The organism is Lebetimonas natsushimae, assembly GCF_002335445.1.
Taxonomy (GTDB): Bacteria; Campylobacterota; Campylobacteria; order Campylobacterales; family Nautiliaceae; genus Lebetimonas; species Lebetimonas natsushimae.
On sequence record NZ_BDME01000001.1, the window covers coordinates 280,964 to 300,079 of the forward strand.

The 19,116-nt window shown below is 30.0% G+C and carries 16 protein-coding genes, 1 tRNA gene and 1 CRISPR repeat array (1 of these 18 running past the window's edge); of the genes, 5 read left to right on the forward strand and 12 right to left on the reverse strand.

The window, feature by feature from the left end:
- Positions 1-64: 64 nt before the first annotated feature.
- The 4 genes from LNAT_RS01625 to LNAT_RS01645 all read left to right on the forward strand — a co-directional run bounded on the left by LNAT_RS01625 (position 65) and on the right by LNAT_RS01645 (position 3,055).
- Positions 65-1,081, forward strand: coding sequence for a hypothetical protein (locus LNAT_RS01625; protein WP_096258186.1), 1,017 nt, complete (start codon positions 65-67; stop codon positions 1,079-1,081).
- Between the two features lie 109 nt (positions 1,082-1,190).
- Positions 1,191-1,340: a helix-turn-helix transcriptional regulator gene (locus LNAT_RS01630; protein WP_096258187.1), complete on the forward strand. Its 150-nt coding sequence runs from the start codon at positions 1,191-1,193 to the stop codon at positions 1,338-1,340.
- 470 nt (positions 1,341-1,810) lie between these two features.
- Positions 1,811-2,881, forward strand: a complete 1,071-nt coding sequence (locus LNAT_RS01640; protein WP_096258189.1) for a hypothetical protein — start codon at positions 1,811-1,813, stop codon at positions 2,879-2,881.
- Between the two features lie 9 nt (positions 2,882-2,890).
- Positions 2,891-3,055: a helix-turn-helix transcriptional regulator gene (locus LNAT_RS01645; protein ID WP_096258190.1), complete on the forward strand. Its 165-nt coding sequence runs from the start codon at positions 2,891-2,893 to the stop codon at positions 3,053-3,055.
- On the opposite strand, the gene LNAT_RS01650 is transcribed toward LNAT_RS01645, so the two are convergent.
- The 12 genes from LNAT_RS01650 to yajC form a co-directional block, all read right to left on the reverse strand.
- Positions 3,044-4,000, reverse strand: coding sequence for a Fic family protein (locus LNAT_RS01650; RefSeq protein ID WP_096258191.1), 957 nt, complete (start codon positions 3,998-4,000; stop codon positions 3,044-3,046). The genes LNAT_RS01645 and LNAT_RS01650 overlap by 12 nt on opposite strands.
- Before the next feature lie 36 nt (positions 4,001-4,036).
- Positions 4,037-5,221 carry a tyrosine-type recombinase/integrase gene (locus LNAT_RS01655; protein WP_172413480.1) on the reverse strand — a complete coding sequence of 395 codons (1,185 nt, stop codon included), beginning with the start codon at positions 5,219-5,221 and terminating at the stop codon, positions 4,037-4,039.
- A gap of 159 nt (positions 5,222-5,380) precedes the next feature.
- Positions 5,381-5,470 (reverse strand) — tRNA-Ser (locus LNAT_RS01660).
- A 16-nt stretch (positions 5,471-5,486) separates the two neighbouring features.
- Positions 5,487-8,432: a transcription-repair coupling factor gene (gene mfd, locus LNAT_RS01665; protein WP_096258193.1), complete on the reverse strand. Its 2,946-nt coding sequence runs from the start codon at positions 8,430-8,432 to the stop codon at positions 5,487-5,489.
- Positions 8,413-9,576, reverse strand: coding sequence for a bifunctional folylpolyglutamate synthase/dihydrofolate synthase (locus tag LNAT_RS01670; protein WP_096258194.1), 1,164 nt, complete (start codon positions 9,574-9,576; stop codon positions 8,413-8,415). Before LNAT_RS01670 ends, mfd begins: the two co-directional genes overlap by 20 nt.
- Positions 9,577-9,600: 24 nt before the next feature.
- On the reverse strand, positions 9,601-11,139 hold the full coding sequence (locus tag LNAT_RS01675; protein WP_096258195.1) for a GGDEF domain-containing protein: 1,539 nt from the start codon (positions 11,137-11,139) through the stop codon (positions 9,601-9,603).
- Positions 11,126-11,320 carry a hypothetical protein gene (locus LNAT_RS08815; RefSeq protein WP_238593961.1) on the reverse strand — a complete coding sequence of 65 codons (195 nt, stop codon included), beginning with the start codon at positions 11,318-11,320 and terminating at the stop codon, positions 11,126-11,128. Before LNAT_RS08815 ends, LNAT_RS01675 begins: the two co-directional genes overlap by 14 nt.
- Before the next feature lie 312 nt (positions 11,321-11,632).
- A complete protein-coding gene (gene leuS, locus LNAT_RS01685) occupies positions 11,633-14,086 on the reverse strand; it encodes a leucine--tRNA ligase (protein ID WP_096258197.1) in 2,454 nt (817 codons plus the stop codon).
- A 10-nt stretch (positions 14,087-14,096) separates the two neighbouring features.
- Positions 14,097-14,441, reverse strand: a complete 345-nt coding sequence (locus tag LNAT_RS01690) for a DUF6394 family protein (RefSeq protein WP_096258198.1) — start codon at positions 14,439-14,441, stop codon at positions 14,097-14,099.
- A gap of 43 nt (positions 14,442-14,484) precedes the next feature.
- Positions 14,485-15,456, reverse strand: coding sequence for a protein translocase subunit SecF (gene secF, locus LNAT_RS01695; RefSeq protein ID WP_096258199.1), 972 nt, complete (start codon positions 15,454-15,456; stop codon positions 14,485-14,487).
- Between the two features lies 1 nt (position 15,457).
- Complete coding sequence (gene secD, locus LNAT_RS01700) at positions 15,458-17,014, reverse strand: protein translocase subunit SecD (protein ID WP_096258200.1); 1,557 nt, start codon at positions 17,012-17,014, stop codon at positions 15,458-15,460.
- Positions 17,011-17,316: a preprotein translocase subunit YajC gene (gene yajC / locus LNAT_RS01705; protein WP_096258201.1), complete on the reverse strand. Its 306-nt coding sequence runs from the start codon at positions 17,314-17,316 to the stop codon at positions 17,011-17,013. Before yajC ends, secD begins: the two co-directional genes overlap by 4 nt.
- On the opposite strand from yajC, the gene LNAT_RS01710 reads away from it, so the two are divergent.
- Positions 17,262-18,557 (forward strand): apolipoprotein N-acyltransferase, encoded by a 1,296-nt coding sequence (locus LNAT_RS01710; protein ID WP_238593962.1) that lies wholly within the window; start codon positions 17,262-17,264, stop codon positions 18,555-18,557. The two genes, yajC and LNAT_RS01710, sit on opposite strands and share 55 nt — an antisense overlap.
- A 34-nt stretch (positions 18,558-18,591) precedes the next feature.
- Positions 18,592-19,116: a CRISPR direct-repeat array (repeat unit 30 nt; unit sequence ATTTCAATACACTAATTGTATCGGTTGAAT); it runs 235 nt beyond the window's last position.

A 19,116-nucleotide genomic window follows, 5' to 3' on the forward strand; every position in this document is an offset into this window, starting at 1 on the left:
ATTATGCTTTTATTTTTTTAGGTGGGATTTTTGTAAAATTGTGTAATTACTTTAAGGGGTTAAAATGAAAGAGAAACAGATTGATTCCATTGCCTTTGTCATTATAAAAAAAATGTTAAGCTATTATGTTGATAATTATATAGCTGTAGGTAAAGAATTCATGAAAAATAATTTTTCTAAAGACACATATAACGAGACTAATTTGATATTTAATGAAATTAAACATATAACTGAAGAAATTTTAACTTATATAGAGCATCCTGATAATAAATTCATTAATACAAGAAGTGTATATTATTTTTTTACTGTTTTAAGACCTGCTATTCCAAAAGAAATTGAAAAGTCAAATAATCAAAATACATTTTACGCTTATAATAACCCTTATTATCTTAGAAACACTCCTTGTATTAAATTAGACGAGCAAATGTTTCAAGAACTATTCGGGGAAATGAGCTTAAAAAAATTAGAGGACAAATTAGAAAAGAATTTCTCAGAAGATATAAGTCTTTATTGCAATTATATAGGAATCATTCATTTGATGGAAATATTTATCAGAAGTGTTTTTTTCTTTGCTTTTAATAAACATTTGAAAGACAAGGAAAAAGAAACATTGCTTAATATATTTGTATGGATGATATCCAATAGTTATCAAAATTTTTTTTCGCTTAAAAAAGGCAGCTATTATAAAAATGAGATAGCTTACTATTATAGGGAGTTTATAAATTTTCAATTCTTTTCAGGTAAAAAATTTATAAAAAGTTATAAAGATTATTCCAACATGATTAGGCCAAATCTTCATAAATATTATAAAAACAGTGTAAAAATAACCACTAAATTATCAGATAATGAAAAAGAGTGTAAAACAATTGGTATTCTTCCAAGCAATATTCCTTCTAACAGACAAATTGATGAACAAAACATAGAATATTTATTAGCTCCACCTTTTTATTTAAGCACAGGAAAAGGTAAAGATTCACTTGTTAATAGAGATTTTGTATATGTTTCTATTGGAACTTACACAAAGGAAAATAAACACAGCCCTTTTACAGATAAAATTATTCTTACTTATTCCTACATATAATTATATTCTTTTCTTAAGCATTCCTATCTTACTACGTTTTTTTATAAGGCTAAAAATCACTGCTTTAATATAATTTTATGTGTAAATTAATAGAAAGTAAAGGATTGTTATGAAAAAGCTTTTAACCATAAAAGAAGTAACAAAAATGGTAGGATTTAAAACATCTACCATTTACAAATTCATCAAAACTAAAAATTTTCCCAAACCTGTAAAGATTGGGAAATCAAGCCGCTGGCTTTTATCAGATATAAACCAGTAGATAATTAATTATAAGGAACAAACAATGACCTAACAAGTCTAAAAGAATGGCTTGAAGGATGAGATTGTGTTCTGCAATACAATTAATGAAATTATACAGGATACTTTCTCATCATGTCAAGTAGCATTCTTGTTGAATAAAGTAGAGGGTATTGGATTGTTTACAAGACAATCCCAGCAGTGTAGGGCGACCACCCTTGCTCTCCAAATTGAAGATGAGAATGCGAAAGACACTTCAAGTCATTCTTAATAAATTAACGAAAAATTAAAAGCAAAAAAATTCAAATTAGGTGGAGTCTATCTATATAGGAAGATTTTCCTAAAAAATGCAAACAGGTGCCTTATTGCCTAATTTTAGGCAATAAACAGGGGATATGGTCAATTTCCCCTGAAACTTTTTATTAAGAAATATATTAAGAAAGGGGCAGACTATGCCCTGAGAAATAAAAAAAATAAAAAAAGGATCAACAAATGGCAAAAATATTTTCATATAAACAACAAGAAATAATAATTTCAAAACTGCAAAAAATTATAGGACCTGAAAAAAACAAAATGTTTCCTGAAAAAGACATTGAAATAGAAAATGCAAGAATAAAAAACACCCTTCAGGGAATAGCTGCTTATGGAGCTCAGCTTCAAAATTTTATCGGTATGTTAACGGTTACAATTGCAGGAGATGAAAACAGAATTTCACCTATGGATGATTTAGAGGTAATTATCAATAAAACAGTAATAGCTTATGACAGTATTAATTATTATGTAGATAAATTTAGGCGATTTCTAAATAAAAAAGGATTTAAATTCATATATGTCACAAGTTTTGAACTTCAAAAGGATGGAAATTTACACGCACATATTTATTTTTCAGTTCCTTTAAAAGCTTTTTCTGATTTTTTTGTTTTTTATCACGAATATAAAAAAACTTTTACAGAACCTAAGAAAATAAACAAAGGTAAAAAAACTATTATTCCCATTGGAAGAAGCCAGCTTGGAATATCAAAAGAGTTTTTACATAAATTAACTGAAGCAGGATATGAATTTAAATGCTATTCTAATCCTCAAAAGCCTGAAAGATTTGACTGGAGATGTGTTAATTTTGTAAGTGAGCAAGAATTCAAATCAGGTAACTGGCCTACACTGTTTTTTTATGATGCTGAAGCATTTGCAAAGCTGTATTCGGAAAAGATATTGGAATATCTACAAAAAAATAACAACACTGACAATGAAAGAAAAAATAAATCAACAGCTCAAAAAGTTGTAGGGAGCAATTTTGTAAAACACAATTCAAAAGCTTTTTTTGAAAGTGATGAGTGGAAAGAAATGCAAAAACAGTTTATAAGAAAAATATGCGGGAGGGTTTATACCTCTTCGCGCCTTCCTATTCCTGTTTCAGCGTATCAGAAAAAAAGAAAAGAAATAATGGAAATTTATCCGCAATACAGAAATTTCAATACTTTAATAACTGATTATTTAAACGGTAAAGCCACTTATGAAAACGGTATTTTAACCTGTCCTAACGGAAAATCTATAAAATTAAAATAGGAGGTAATTATGTATCTGACAATCACTGAATTAATTGAAATTTTAAAATTAAGCAAAGCTACAATATACAGAAAAATAAAAGCTAATGAATTTCCAAAACCTGTAAAACAGGGAAAATTCAGTTATTGGGCTGAATCTGATATAAACAGATGGATAGAAAAATTAAAAGGTTGATAAGTATTTTTGTTTAGGAGAGGTCGGTTTGTCAGGAATGGTCATTTGTAAGAGGTTTTTATCAATTAACCTGTCTAAAATCTCTTTTAAATGCTTCCTGTCTTTTAATCCCAAATATTCGGCAATCTCTTTTCTGCTTCTCGGTGTTTTACAAAATTCAACAATTTTCTTTTCCCTCTCATCTTGTGGGGTAGCTTGTGGGGTAACTTGTGGGGTGTTTAGTGTTTTTAAAATAATATCCAACATAAATTCAATAAACGGGGTTGAATTTCCAACTGAAGTTGATTCTTCTATTGCTTTATAATATTCATCCTGATTTTCATATATTAATGATTCAACAGGCAAATATTCAAAAACCTGTTTCCATTTGTAGAGTATTAATGTCTGCCAAAATCTCCCTATTCTTCCGTTCCCGTCAATGAAAGGATGTATAAATTCAAATTCATAATGAAACACACTGCTTACAATCAAAGGATGTAAATCGGTGGTATTTAACCAGGTAAACAAGTCTTTCATTAATTCAGACACATTTGAGGCGGGAGGTGCTATATGGGTTATTTCTTTCTGATTACCTACACCCACATTTGTTTTTCTGTATTCCCCCGCATTTGTTAAAATATCCTTCATTAATATTTTATGGGCTTTTAACAAATCTTTTTCACTTTTGTAGTCAAATTTATCAATGTTTTCATATAACTTTACAGCACCTTTAATTTCAGCTATTTCTCTTTGAGTAGCTAAAACCCGTTTACCTTCTAAAATAGCGGTAACTTTTTTTTCATCTGCTTCAATTCCTTCAATTTTAAGAGTGCCTGTTAAGGTTTTTATTTTTGATACTTTTCTTAGTCTTAAATCCTTTTTTATGCTGATTTCTCCAATTCTCTCGGATATTTCACTGATTAAATTGATTATTTTAGGTGTTATTTCAAACGGAGGGGTATACATTGATTTCCTTTATTTTATTGAAATTATTATAACAAATTAACTTTTCAAACTGTCAATAAAATCACTCCACCACTCCATCAGTTTTTTCCTTTCGTCCATATAAATGGCTTTGTTATAAACCCTATTCATTGTATCTTTAAAATCGGTATGGGATAACTGAGCGGCAATGGCATTTTGTGAAATTCCAATTTTTTTGGCATTTTCATTTAAAACAGTGGCGGCAAAGTGTCTAAATCCGTGGGTTGTCATTTTGTCTTTATATCCAAGTCTTTTTAATGCACGGTTTAGGGTATCTGTGGTAATATGTTTATCTTTGCTTCTTGGGGAATAAAAAACAAATTCTCTATTTCCTGTAAAAGGTTCAATCTCTTTTAAAATGTTTATGATACTGTCTGTCAAGGGAACGATATGTTCTCTTTTTTTCTTCATTTTATGAGCTGGTATATGCCATTCTTTCTTTTCAAAATCAATTTCACTCCATTCCATAGCAACAAGCGGGAAAGGTCTTACAAAAAGATAAGGGGCAAGTTTTAAGGCAGTTTTAACAGTTATATCACATTTACAGTTTTCTATATCTTTTAAAAGTTTTTTCATCTCTTCTATGTCGGTAATATGAGGAAAATTTTTTGATTCTTTTTTAGGAACTAAAACACTGAAATCTACATCGGCAATAATGTTTCTTTCAACAATTTCAAGTGTTGATGCGTATTTGAAAGTATTGTCCAAAATATTAAACAGTCTCCTTGCAGTTTCAGGGATATGGGTTAAATTTCTGAAAATGTTGACTATGTCAATTTTTTTAATATCCCTTATGTTCATATCGCCAATGTATTTAAAAATATGATTGTTTAGTCTGTTTAAGGTGCCTTTTTTATGTTTATCCGAAATATTTTTCCTATCTAAATATTCTATTACAAGATTTTTTAATGTATTTTGTTGTTTAGAGGATTTATTAAGCATTGACGGGGGAATGTTTTCCAGTTCCATTTTTCTGTATTTTTCTCTTAGTTCCCTTGCTTTTTTTAAAGTTATTTCAGGATAGTTACCAAGCGATTTTGGTGTTCTTTTACCGTTATACATATATTCATACATCCACCATTTCCTGCCGTTTGGTTCAACTACAATATATAATCTTTTCCCGTCATTTCTTTTATATTTCTTTTCTTTCGGTTTTAAATTTTTTATTTTTGTATCAGTTAAGCTTTTAACTACCCTTGCCATAACATGCTCCAATGTTTTTAAATATTTTACCGCAAAAATTACCGCAATACAAGATGGATTTTTATAAAACATAATGAATTAAATGAGACATAAAATTTTATCAAAGCTTGTATTTTAGGGGATTTTATAGACTTTAATGAAAGGTGCGAAACTGAATTCTGGCGGAGAGTGTGGGATTCGAACCCACGGTGGGTGTTACCCCACACACGCGTTCCAGGCGTGCGCCTTCAACCACTCGGCCAACTCTCCAAGGAGTGAAATTATATCAAATTTCTTTAAGTTTTTTTAATATAGTCTCAAGTATAATTTCATCGTCTTTTGCTGGGGTTTTTATCATTTCTTTTTTACCGTCGTTATAGATTATTGAAATATTTTCATTATAATTTGAGATTGATTTTATGTTTTTTTCACTTGCAAGTATTTTGATTTTAATTTTTTCAATAAAATTTTGAGTTGGTTTATCAATTTTCCCAAATCTGTCAATTATTTCTTTTTCTATATCATAAACTTCTTCTAAGCTTTTAGCCTGAGAGAGCCTTCTGTAAAGTTCAAGTCTTAACCTGTCTTCTTTAATTATTTCGGAATTTAGATAAGCGTTAATGTTTAATTTTATTTCAATTTCTTTTTCTTTAATTTTTCCGCTGAGTTCCTTTAGCGTGTCTTCAAGCATTTTTATATACATAGAATAACCAACACCTTTAATCTGTCCTGACTGCTCAGCCCCGAGTATGTTCCCTCCGCCCCTTATTTCAAGGTCTCTGAGTGCCAAAATGCTTCCGCTTCCAAGAAATGAATTTTCTTCAAGGGCAATAAGTCTTTTTTTAGCATCTTCGCTGAGTTCTTCTTTACTTTTTACAAGAAAATATGCATAACCTTCATATTTACCTCTTCCTACTCTTCCTCTAATCTGATGCAAATCTGCAATTCCAAATCTATCTGCATTTTCAACAATCACCGTATTTACATTTGGAATATGAATTCCACTTTCTACTATTGTAGTAGTTAAAGCTAAATCATATTTTTTATTGATAAAATCAATCAGTCCTTTTTCTATTTGATTAGAAGTTAGTTTTGCGTGAAGTGTTAGAATTCTTAGATTTGGCAGAATTTTTAAAAGTTCTTCTTTTTTATGTTCAATATATGCAATGTTATTGTAAATATAAAAAATCTGACCGCCTCTTCGTATTTCTCTTAAAATAGCTTCTTTTATTACATTTTCATCCCACTCTTTTACAAATGTTTTTGTGCTTTGTTTTCCTTTTGGGGCAGTTTCCAGGGTGCTTAGGTCTTTTACTTTGCTAAGTGCCATATTAAGGCTTCTTGGAATCGGGGTTGCGGACATATAAAGAGTATGGACTTTTTCTGAAAGTTGTTTTAATTTTTCTTTTTGTTTTACTCCAAATTTGTGTTCTTCATCAATTATTACAAGTCCAAGATTTTTGTATTCCACATTGAGTCCGGCATGTGTTGAAATTAAAATATCAATTTCGCCTTTTTTAACTTTTTCTAAAATCTCTTTTTTTTCTTTAGCTGATGTGAATCTGTCAAGTTTAGCGATTTTTATTTCAGGATAATTTGCAAATCTTTCTTTAAAACTTTGATAATGTTGGTTTGTAAGAATGGTGGTGGGGGAAATTACTGCCACTTGATAGTCGCTTTTTGCAACAATAAAACTTGCGACCATTGCAACTTCCGTTTTACCAAATCCGACATCTCCGCTAAGAAGCCTGTCCATTATTTTTGTTTTGAAATCATTTATTATTTCATCAATTGCTTTTTTCTGGTCGGGAGTGTGAATAAAGGGTGCTTCTTTTATAAACTCATCAACCCCTTCAAAATCAAGCTCAAACGGTTTAGAAATTGCCCTTTTGGCTGAGAGTTTAATAATATCGGCAGCCATTGCATAAATTTTTTCTTTGATTTTTTCTCTTTTTTTAGAAAAGCTGCTTTTTCCAAGCCTGTCAAGCTGAGGTATTACGCCTCCAGGGGCTATATATTTTTCTATCAAGTCAAGGTTTTCAACAGGCAAAAGCAGTTTATCATCATTTGCATATAAAATTTGGGCAAATTCACTGACTTTCCCTAAAACTTCAATTTTTTTAAGTCCTAAAAATTTACCGATTCCGTGTTTTTCATGAACTACAAAATCGCCTTTTTTAAGTTCATCAAGTGCTAAACGGAAATTCTTTTTCTTTTCAAATTCAGGAGGATTTAGTGAAATTATTATTTTATCAGGACAGCTGATATTAATTACTGCATCGCTTTTTATCCATTTAACAATAGGGACTTTTAGTTTTACAAATTCATAAAGATTGTATTCTTTTAAATAGACTTCATTTTTTGCAACTATTTCTAAAGGAGTTTTTTCATTGTAAGTGAAATTATCTATTTTTATTTTATTATCTTCAATATTCCAGTTTATATCTTTGCAGTTACCGTTTGGAATAATCTCAGCTTCAAATATTGCCGGGTTAATTTCTGTGTGGAATTCTTTATATTCTTCCAAATCCTCAGTTAAATCTTTTACTAAAACAAAATCGTTCAGATAATTTCTGTCTAAATACCAAAAACCAAGTGAATAAAAATCTTTATAAAATGTTGAAAATTCACTTTTTTGACATTGCTCTAAAATCTCATTATATTCTTTTTCATTAAGTGCTGCAATGGCCGGAATTATTGAAAACTCTTCAATTTCTTCAATACTTTTTTGAGTTGTTTCATCAAAAGTCCTAATGCTTTCAATTTCTGTATCAAACAGGGCAATTCTTATTGGTTTTTCACTATTAATAGGCCAAATATCAAAAATATCACCCCTGAAACTTACTTCCCCTTTTTCACTTACAATATCAACCCTTTCATATCCCCAGTATATCAGCTCTTTTTTCAAATTTTCCAAATCAATTACATCTGCAAATTCAAGGGTAATTGATTTGTAATATTTTTTGCTTGGCAGTTTTTTTAAAATTGTAGAATAGGGTGAAATGAAGTAAGCATTTTCATTATAATATTTATATAAAGCATTATTTAGTTCAAATATTTCATTTCTAAAACTTCTCAAATCATCTCCAAAACTTGCCCTAAAATCCGGAAAAACAGAATAAGGGATTTTTAGATATTTAAAAACTTCTCCTATTAACAAAGCTTCTTTATAGTTCGTTGTAACAATATTTTTTTTATTTTTTTGTAAAAATTCATAAACTTTTGCCTGCAAATTCTCTCCTTAAAAACTCTTCCACAACCGAAAAACTTCCAAATACAAGCATTGGCTTTTCTATACCTTTATAATCTTCAACTTCAATTCCAAGATTTTTAGCAACTTCTTTTATTTTTTCTTTATCTTCAATTCTTTCGTTTTTTACATTAATTAAGTATAGTTTTTTTATTTTTGGTTTTAAAATTTTTAAAATTTCTGTGTAATTTTTGTCTTTATATGTGTTATAAACTAAATTTACTTTTTTATTGAGTGTTTTTACAATTGCATTTGCAGCAAGCGGATTGTGGCCCACATCAATAAATAAATCTTTTTCAATCTCCTGCATTCTGCCTGGAAGTATTAAATCCTCTATATCTTTTATGCTAAAAGGAATTTTTTCTTTTTTCAAAAAGCTCATTGCTAAAAGATAATTGTCAAAAAGAAAATCTGCAAATTTAAATTCTTTTTTAAGCTCATTTATTTCATTCTTTTCAAAAAAATCCAGATAATCATAAATCTTTGCATTTGGTTTTAATTTTTTAGCGTATTCTAAAATTGTCCATTCTTTATTTTTCATTTTCAATTTATTTACTTGTTTTCCAATAATCGCTTCTTTATCAATTGCATGTAGTTTTGTAGTGGCTATTTCTTTTATTGAATTTCCCAAAAAATTTTGGTGATCAAAATCAATTGGGGTAATTAGGGTTATCTTTTTATCAAAAACATTTGTAGCATCAAACTCCCCTCCAAGACCAGCTTCCAAGATTACAAAATCCAAATTTTCAAATGCAATGGCCGCAAGCAGGGTGGTATATTCAAAATAACTCAAAGCCTCGCTTATTTTTTTGGGCAAAAGTTTTTGAAGGTGTGAGTGTGCTTCTTCAAGCGCTTCATCACTTATATTCTTACCATTTATCCATATTCTTTCGTTAAATTTGAGTATATGAGGGGATGTATAATGCCCTACGCTGTAGTCTCTTTTTAAAAGTGTATGAGCTAAAAAGCGTCCGGTTGAGCCTTTCCCGTTTGTGCCTATAATATGTATTAACGGTTTTAGGTTAATTTTATCCTTTATCAAATTATATGCTTTTGGCATTCTTGTTATATCTATTTCTTTATAAAAGAGAGGTTTTTTTTCTAAAAACTCTTTAACATTTTCCATTATACATTATCCATTATGCACATATTAATTGCATTTGTCTTCTGCACAAACTTTGTTTCTTCCATTTTTTTTGGCTAAATATAATCTTTCATCTGCTTTTTTAAGTAGTTCTTCTTTTGAAGAAACTTCACCCCTTTCCGCTACCCCTCCAGAAATTGTTATAGGAATTCTAGTGTTTTTATACATAAATTTTGTTTTTTCTACAATACTTCTTATTTTTTCAGCAAATTTATAAGCCCCATTTTTATCGGTATTTGGTAAAATTGCTACAAATTCTTCACCTCCGAATCTTCCTATCATGTCAATATCTCTTGCATATCTTTTAAATAGAAGTCCGAGTGATTTTAAAATTACATCTCCCGCATCATGTCCGTATGTATCATTTACATTTTTGAAATGGTCTATATCAAAAAACACTACAGAATAATTTGTTTTATATCTTTTATAGGCAGATTCCTGTTTTTTTAATTCATCTTCAATTGCTTTTTTATTTGCGATTTCAGTTAAATAATCTGTTTTAACTTCATTTGATAATTTTTTTACTTTTCCTTCAAGATATTTTATTTTTTCTTTGAGTTTTTTGATTTCTTCATCCTCTTTTTTAATTTCACAGCTGAAATGATTAAGTTCTCCGTCAATTGATTTTGCAATGTTTAAAAGTTTTTCTTTAATGGTTTCAAAATTTTCTTCATCATGTCTCCAGTTTTGAATTTCAATGGTAATATTTTTTATTTCATTAGATGAATCATCTGTTTTTTGAAGGATTTTTAATATTTTAATAGAAAGTCTCTCAGCAATTTTGTCCAAATCCCTTATTTTTCTTTTTAACTCTTCTTTATCAAGTTTTATTCTTTTATCAGTCAATATTTTAAGATCCTCGGCAAATGCTTTTGTGAAAATAAATGAAGAATCTTCTTTTAACTGTTTTTTGAGCATTGCCACTTCATCATTCATAAATGGTGCATAACTTGGGGTTAGGGTATAGATGATTGAATCGACTAAAAAATCATATTTAGGGTTTTCTTCAAGTTTTTCAAGCAGTTTATTTATTATTTCAATTGCATCTTCATATTCTGCACCCGATATTTTTTTTGCTTTTTTAATTATAGTGTCGTCAAAATTATCTATAAAATCAATCCATTCGCTTCTAAGTTTGGAGAATTCTTCATTTGTCAAATTCGGTTTTATGAAATCAAGATGTTTTAATGCCATTTGTTTACTTTTTAAAATAGGTAAAATTGCTATAACATCAAGGGCTCTTTTAGTGTATAAGAATAATTCTTCTAAGTTTTCTTTTTGTTTATCCGGATTGACCCTGTTTAAATAATTTATTAAAAATAAAACAAGTTCATCTAAATTTTGTATATTATAATTTTTGGCAATTGCTTGATATTTTTTATCAAGTTTAGCAATATATTTTGAAACTTTATTACAATCATCTATAATGACGTTATATTTTTTTGCAGTTTTACAAAATTCTTCTTCATATTCTTTTGGAGTAAAAACATAACCTTTGTTTTTAAATTTAATAAGAGCCTCTTTAGCTATTTTATTTAGATTCATTTATACCGTCCTTTGTAATTAGGGCAATTAACTTATTTAATGCGTTGATTGAAGATCTCTTGAATGCATTTAATTTTATTTGGTCATTTATAACGCTGTTTGCGGAAATTGGGAAATCATAAAAGCCGTTTACGATATAGGTTCTTTTTTTGTGTTTTTTATCGATTATTTCTGCTTTCAAATTAACAGAACTTCTATATAAAATAGGATATCCGTTTTTATCATAATCCAGTGGGTCAAGGGAAGAGGAAATAATTGACAAATTTATAGTTGTATTAATATTACTATCTGAAATGTCAGCGTTAAAAAGGGTATAAACAGCTTCGTTTAATGCATCTTTTAAAAAAACATTTTCCTGAGGAGATTTTACATCTATATTTACAATAGCATTTATTTTATTTCCGATAATGTTTTTTTGATAAGTGCTGCTTGGTTTATATCCACAGGCAGTAAAAAAAATTAAAAAGAAAAAGAAAAGATATTTTTTAATTTTTTATCCTTTTACAACAAAATTGATCATTCTTTTTGGAACAAATATTTCTTTTACTATCTCTTTTCCATCAAGATATTTTTTAACTGCTTCTTTTGCTTTTTCTATAATTTCTTCTTTTGAAGCTGATGTACTTACACTGATTTCCGCTCTTTTTTTACCGTTTACACTTACAGGATAATTAATTTCATCTTTAACTAGTGCGCTTTCATCTATTTTTATTTCTTTGAAGTTGTTTCTGTTAAAGAGTTTTTCACTGATTTCACTTGTAATATGAGGGATTATAGGCTCTAATACATTCATTAAAATCCAGTAACCTTCGGTATAAACATCTTTGTTGTCAATTTTATTTAATGCATTTAAAGATTCCATTGCACTTGCGATTAATGTATTGAATGCAAAAGTTTTTTCATAAGTCTCTTTTGCCCTTTTTAATGTTTCATAAACTTTTCTTCTGGCTTCTTTTTCCTCTTTGGTCAGTTTGCTTGTGTCAATCTGAGGGATTGTGTTGGTGTTATAGCATTTCTCAGAGTTTATATAAAGTCTATTTAAAAATCTGTATGCTCCCTCAACCCCGCTGTCGCTCCATTCAAGTTCTTGCTCAGGCGGTGCTGCAAAAAGAATAAACAGTCTTGCTGTATCGGCTCCGTATTTTTTGATGATATCGTCTGGATCGACCACGTTTCCTTTAGATTTACTCATTTTAGCGCCGTCTTTAAGTACCATTCCTTGAGTTAGTAATCTTGCAAAAGGTTCATCCACACTTACATATCCAAGGTCTCTTAGGGCTTTTGTGAAAAATCTAGCATAAAGCAAGTGTAAAATGGCATGTTCTATTCCGCCGATATACTGGTCAACCGGCATCCAATATTTTTCGTCCTCTTTTCTAAATGGCACATCTTTGTATTTATGAAAATCGCTTACATATCTAAACTGATACCAGCTGCTTTCCACAAAAGTATCCATTGTATCAGTTTCTCTAATTGCATCTCCCCCGCATTTTGGACATTTTGTATATTTCCAGGTCGGGTGTGTTTCAAGCGGATTTCCGCTTCCTGTAATTTCCACATCTTCCGGCAAGGTAATTGGCAGATTTTCAATTTTTTCAGGAACAATACCGCATTTTGGACATTTTACAAAAGGAAGCGGTGCTCCCCAGTATCTCTGACGGCTTATCCCCCAGTCTCTTAGTCTATAATTTGTAACTTTTTTGCCAAGTCCTAATTCTTCAAATTTTTTAATAATAGCTTCTTTTGCTTCAGTGTTTTTCATACCGCTAAATTCACCGCTGTTTATTAAAATCCCCTCTCCTGTATAGGCTTTAGTTTTATCAAGTTCTCCTTTTTCAGGTTTTATAACCCATTTGATTGGAAGGTTAAATTTAATTGCAAATTCAAAATCCCTTTCATCGTGGGCAGGAACCGCCATTACAGCTCCGCTTCCGTATTCTACAAGAACAAAATTCGCCATCCATACCGGTACTTTTTCGCCGGTTAGAGGATGAATTACATCAATTCCAAGATAACATCCGTCTTTTTCCATTGCCTGTCTATCTTTTGGCAGTATGCTTCTAATATGTCTTACTTTTTTTTCTGTCTCTTCGTCAAAAAGTTTATTTTCAAGCATATAGTCAATTATCGGATGTTCTGGTGCAAGTGCTGAGTAAGTTACTCCATAGATAGTGTCTGGTCTTGTTGTAAATACTTCATATCCGTCAAATTTATTATTAAGTTTATTTTTACTTTCATCTGTTAGATTGAATTTAAACTGAAGACCTGTGGATTTTCCAATCCAGTTTTTCTGCATTGTAAGAACTCTCTCAGGCCATCCGTCTTTTATTTTTTCCATATCATTTAAAAGTTCTTCTGCATATTTTGTAATTTTAATATACCAGCCCGGAAGTTCTTTGATTTCAATCGGATTGTCACATCTCCAGCAGCAGCCGTCAATTACCTGTTCGTTTGCCAAAACTGTATGACAAGTTTCACACCAGTTTACTTTTTGAGTGCGTCTCTCAAGAAGCCCATTTTCATAAAATTTAATAATAAATTCCTGCTCCCACCTTGTATAATCAGGGTCACTTGTTGCAAATTCCCTTGTTTTTGAAAAAGAAAGCCCAAGAGAAGCAAGTTCTTTTCTCATATAATCAATATTTTCATAAGTCCATTTTTTAGGATGAATCCCATGTTTAATTGCCGCATTTTCAGCCGGCATACCAAAACTGTCCCATCCGATTGGGTGAAGAACGTTATATCCTGTTTTTCTATAATATCTTGCAAGTGCATCACCTATTGTATAGTTTCTGACATGTCCCATGTGAATTCTGCCGCTTGGGTATGGGAACATACTTAAAATATATTTTTTAGGTAAAGTTTTATCTTCTTTTGGCTCAAATGCTTTTTCAGCGTCCCATTTTGCTTGCCATTTTTTTTCTATTTCATTTGGATTATATTGCATTTATTCTCCTTTAGTCCCAATCAATATTTTTTGTTTTTGCAATTTCAATAAAGCTTAAAATAATTGTTACTATATTTGCAATAAGTGCACCTATTGCCATTGCATAGGCTGCTTCTAAATCGTTTTTAATTTCAAGATAAATAAAAGCCGGGATTAAATGTAAATCAGCCACCAGACTTGCTGCAAAAAGCTCAGCAGCAACTATATTTTTTACACCAATTTTTAAAATTGTTGAAATAAGATTCAAACTTAATGCAATAAAAAGGGCCACTTTATTATGGTCATATAAAAAACCAGCCACGCTTGTTAAACTCATTAATTGAAAAAATACATATATCACTTTTCCCCAGTCCATATTTACTCCCTCACTTATTTAATCATTATACATTTTTTATCAATTATACCACTCCGCCCTGATACATTTCGCGCAATTTTTCTTTTTCTCTTTTTCTTTTTTCAATTTCTGCCAGTCTTTTTCTATAATCATCAATTTTAAATCCTAGCCAGATGAGCAGAGGTGAGGCTATAAAAATAGAACTATATGTACCGACAATAATTCCAACAAGCAAGGTAAAACTAAAAGGTCTTATTATTTCTCCCCCGAATAAAAAAAGTGTCAGTACAACAAAAAATGTTGTAAGTGAAGTTAAAACGGTTCTGCTGAGTGTTTTTGAAATAGCCTCATTAATAAGGGTTGCCAAGTCATTTACTTTTGAATCTCTTACCTGTTCCCTGATTCTGTCAAATACAACTATTGTATCATTTAAAGAATATCCCATAAGGGTTAAAATAGCAGCTAAAACGTCTAAATTTGTTTCAATCCCAAAAAAACTTACAGCTCCAAGTGAAATAATTGTATCGTGAAAAAGAGCTAAAACACTGGCTAAGGCAAAACGCCATTCGAATCTAAATGCAACATAAATTAAAATACCTATAATTGAGAAAATAAAGGCGTTTAATCCTTTTTCTTTTAATTCGTTTCCAACTTTTGCCCCTACAATGTCTACCCTTCTTATTTCTGCATTTCCGAGAGGTTTAAGTAAATTTTTTATTTCATTTTCAAGTGATTTTTGCACGTCGTTTGATACCGCATTTACGTTAAGTCTTATTAATATTTCATTATTGTTTCCAAAAGTCGTCACATTTGGACTTGAGAATTTTTTAGAAACTATTTTTCTAATTTCTCCCAAATCTATCTGTTTATCAAATTTTACCTGAATTTCAATTCCGCCTTTAAAGTCGATACCCCAATTAAACCCTTTTGTAAAAATTGAAAAAAGACTTAAGGCTATTAAAATTAATGATATAGAAATAAATATGTTTCTTTTACTCATAAAATCATATATTTTTTCACTTTTAAAAAGTTCCATTTTAAGCCTTCATACCAAAATGTTTCGGTGTAATTTTTTTACCGCCTGCTAGCAAATATTCCCAAATTCCGTGAGTTCCAAGAATTGCTGTCAGCATACTGGCGAGTATTCCTATTGCCATGGTAATTGCAAATCCTTTAATGGTTCCAGTTCCGTATGCAAAAAGGGCAATTGCCGCAATAAGAGTTGTAATGTTTGCATCCACAATAGCGCTCATTGCGTTTTTATATCCGCCTTCAATGGCTGTTTTTATATTTTTACCTTCTCTGATAAGCTCTCTTATTCTTTCATTTATAATAACATTTGCATCAACTGCCATACCGACAGTCAAAACTATACCCGCCATTCCAGGCAGTGTCAAAGTTGCACCAAACAGAGCCATTATTGCAATAATTAAAAACAGGTTTACTATAAGAGCGATGTCTGCAATAATTCCGGCTAGATTGTAATACCACGCCATAAAAATTACAACTATTACAAATCCGCTTATTAGTGCAATAAGAGATTTTTTAATACTATCAGCCCCAAGGCTTGCACCGACACTTCTTTGTTCAAGCAGTATTACAGGTGCTGGAAGTGAACCGCTTCTTAGGGCAATTGCAAGTACGTGGGCTTCTTCCGGGCTTCCTACGGTAATCTGACCGCTTCCTCCCCCGATTCTTTCCTGAATTACAGGTGCTGAATAAACTTTGTTATCCACTACAATTGCAAGTCTTTTTCCTACATTTTTTCCTGTAAAGTCACCAAAAATTGCAGCTCCCTGAGAATTCAGCGTAAAGAAGATTGCAGGTTGGTTTGTTTTTTGTGTAAATCCAACCGTTGCATCTGTTATCATACTTCCATCAAGTACAGGTGGAGTTTTAAGTAAATACTTTCTGTTAGGGTTATCTTTGCTAGGAAGCAAGATATCTCCGTACTTTGCAGCATCTTTTGGTGTTACGGCTTTATGTTCATCATCTACTGCATATAGTTCAAGGTGTGCTGAAGTTGAGATAAGTTTTTTAATGGAATTTTTTTCTTTTTGGGTTTTTATTCCAGGAAGCTCTACTACAATTTTATCTTTTCCCTGTTTAGTTACACTAGGTTCTGCCAGACCGAATGCGTCAAGTCTGCTTCTGATTGTTTGAATTGCTTGATTTAGCGCATCTTCTCTTGTTTTTTCAATTTCTTTAGGAGTTAGTTTTACTATATATAAAATTCCTTCTTTTGTATGTTTTTTGATGACCTGGGTGCCTTTTAATTTTTTTAAAATTTCGTCCATTTTGGGTGCATCATCTTTATCAATGAGTTCAAAACTCAAAGTTTTGTTATTTACTTTTAAGTTGTCTATAAATATCTCTTTTTTATTAGTTATATATTTAATTGTAGATGCAAAAGTTTTAATTTTGCTTTTGACAGCTTCATCCCCTTTTACACCTAAAACCAGATATATTCCGCCCTGCAAATCAAGACCAAGATTTACTTTGGGTTCTTTTCCGATAAAAGATGGAATAGTGAAAGCTATTCCAAAAAGGGCTGCAAAAATAAAAATAACTAATCTATAGTTTAGTTTTTTCATTTTTCTTCTTCAAATTTTCTTGCCACTGCTGCTTTATCAATTTTTACTTCTACGTTATCTGCGATTTTTGCTTTAATAAAATCAGGTTCGTTTTTTACAACTTCTGCAATAATTCCGCCTGTTGTTATGATTTTATCGCCTTTTTTCAAATTTTCCACCATTTCTTTATGTTTTTTTGCCTGTCTTTGTTGTGGTAAAATTACAAGCAGATAAAAGATTGCAAATAAAATAATAAGAGGTAATAATGATGCTATCAAACTCGGTTGACCTGCCGCCGGTGCTGCTGCGTATAAAAAATTCATGTGTATCCTTTTTTAGACGATATTTTAACACAAATTCTTTAATTGTAGCAACTTTTGTTTCGTTACCTATTTATTTAAACTTTTTTTTATTAAAATTTGGAAGTACTGATAATTTTTTAACTGAATTTATTTTTACATTTTTGTTGCTTTTAGCTTTATTCGTTTTTTTTTACAAAAAACATTCATTTTTCCAGACAGGATTTTTTATAGGAATTTTTTGGTTTTACTGGATTGGGCTTAGTTTCAGATTTTATAACCTGACTTTTTTAATTCCTTTTGTGATTTTGATTATAGGACTTTTTTACGGAAGTGTTTTTTGGTTAATTAAAAAAATTGAAAGTTTTATTAAAAATGTTTATCTAAAAAAAATTTATTATATTTTGATTTTTACTTTTGCTTTTGATTATCTAACTCCATTTACATTTGACTGGTTAAAACCCGAAATATTGTTTGTAAACAGTTTTTACGGTGTGGACAAAATAACTTTGTTTATTGTATTTTTTAGTATTTTGTTTTATGAAATAGATAAAAAATTTTTGTTATTACTTTTTATTCCTCTTTTTTTTATTTCAAAACCCCCTGATTTACCGGATTTAAGAATATATTTAGCATCCACAGATATACCGCAGAAATTAAAATGGCAAAAAAGATATATTTCTTTTGAAATTGAAAATAATTTTAAGCTTATAAATAAAGCAATGAAAAGAAATTTTGATGTTGTTGTTTTGCCTGAGAGTGCTTTTCCCCTGTTTTTGAATTTACATAAAGATTTAATGGACAAATTAAAAAATTTATCTTTTAAAATTATAATTGTCACGGGAGCACTTCATTATAAAAATAAAAAATATTTTAATTCCACTTATGTTTTTGATAAAGGTAAGGTTAAAATTTTGGATAAACACTTGCTTGTGCCTTTTGGAGAATATATACCTGTTCCTTTTTTTGAAAAAGAAATTAATCATATATTTTTTGGAGACAGCAGCGATTATTCCACAAGTAAGAATTTTGGAGAATTTGAAATAAAAAATTATAAATTTATAAATGCAATATGTTACGAACTTACAAGTGAAGACTTATATAAGTTAAAACCGAATTATGTTATTGGAATGAGTAATTTGGCATGGTTTAAACCTTCCGTTATACCAAGTTTACAGGAAATGCTTATAAAAATTTATGCAAGAAAATATAAAAAAATCGTTTTTCATTCAATTAACGGCTTTAAAAGTGAAATAATTCGATAAATTTTTTAGCTTTTTTCTTCATAGTCTTCTAATTTTATTTTTACACCAATTGTATCGGTTGAATCTTGGTTTTGATTTATATAAGCATATTTCAAAAAAATTTCAATACACTAATTGTATCGGTTGAATATGTATTATCCATGTTCTTTTATTTCAATTCTTCAAAAATTTCAATACACTAATTGTATCGGTTGAATAATAAAGCCTTATTAAATTCTTTCGCCTTTAAACATATTTCAATACACTAATTGTATCGGTTGAATATTTATAATCCTGCTGATAGTGCAGGAGCGAAAGAACTATTTCAATACACTAATTGTATCGGTTGAATGTTTAAGTATCCGCAGAGTGTAAAGGGGTAAGGGAATTTCAATACACTAATTGTATCGGTTGAATCTCTCTTTCAGCATACTACAAAAAGCAGCAGAGGCTATTTCAATACACTAATTGTATCGGTTGAATGGTTTAGTAAATTAGTAAATAAATTATTTTAAAAAAATATTTCAATACACTAATTGTATCGGTTGAATCTGTTGTTAAAGATTTAGTTCCTGTATTT

Excerpts from the sequence above, each read along its gene's own strand:
- LNAT_RS01625 (WP_096258186.1), top strand. The coding sequence starts at position 65 with ATGAAAGAGAAACAGATTGATTCCATTGCCTTTGTCATTATAAAAAAA.
- LNAT_RS01630 (WP_096258187.1), top strand. The coding sequence starts at position 1,191 with ATGAAAAAGCTTTTAACCATAAAAGAAGTAACAAAAATGGTAGGATTT.
- LNAT_RS01640 (WP_096258189.1), top strand. The coding sequence starts at position 1,811 with ATGGCAAAAATATTTTCATATAAACAACAAGAAATAATAATTTCAAAA.
- LNAT_RS01645 (WP_096258190.1), top strand. The coding sequence starts at position 2,891 with ATGTATCTGACAATCACTGAATTAATTGAAATTTTAAAATTAAGCAAA.
- LNAT_RS01650 (WP_096258191.1), bottom strand. The coding sequence starts at position 4,000 with ATGTATACCCCTCCGTTTGAAATAACACCTAAAATAATCAATTTAATC.
- LNAT_RS01655 (WP_172413480.1), bottom strand. The coding sequence starts at position 5,221 with ATGGCAAGGGTAGTTAAAAGCTTAACTGATACAAAAATAAAAAATTTA.
- LNAT_RS01670 (WP_096258194.1), bottom strand. The coding sequence starts at position 9,576 with ATGGAAAATGTTAAAGAGTTTTTAGAAAAAAAACCTCTCTTTTATAAA.
- LNAT_RS01675 (WP_096258195.1), bottom strand. The coding sequence starts at position 11,139 with ATGAATCTAAATAAAATAGCTAAAGAGGCTCTTATTAAATTTAAAAAC.
- leuS (WP_096258197.1), bottom strand. The coding sequence starts at position 14,086 with ATGCAATATAATCCAAATGAAATAGAAAAAAAATGGCAAGCAAAATGG.
- LNAT_RS01690 (WP_096258198.1), bottom strand. The coding sequence starts at position 14,441 with ATGGACTGGGGAAAAGTGATATATGTATTTTTTCAATTAATGAGTTTA.
- secF (WP_096258199.1), bottom strand. The coding sequence starts at position 15,456 with ATGGAACTTTTTAAAAGTGAAAAAATATATGATTTTATGAGTAAAAGA.
- secD (WP_096258200.1), bottom strand. The coding sequence starts at position 17,014 with ATGAAAAAACTAAACTATAGATTAGTTATTTTTATTTTTGCAGCCCTT.
- LNAT_RS01710 (WP_238593962.1), top strand. The coding sequence starts at position 17,262 with ATGCTATCAAACTCGGTTGACCTGCCGCCGGTGCTGCTGCGTATAAAA.
- yajC (WP_096258201.1), bottom strand. The coding sequence starts at position 17,316 with ATGAATTTTTTATACGCAGCAGCACCGGCGGCAGGTCAACCGAGTTTG.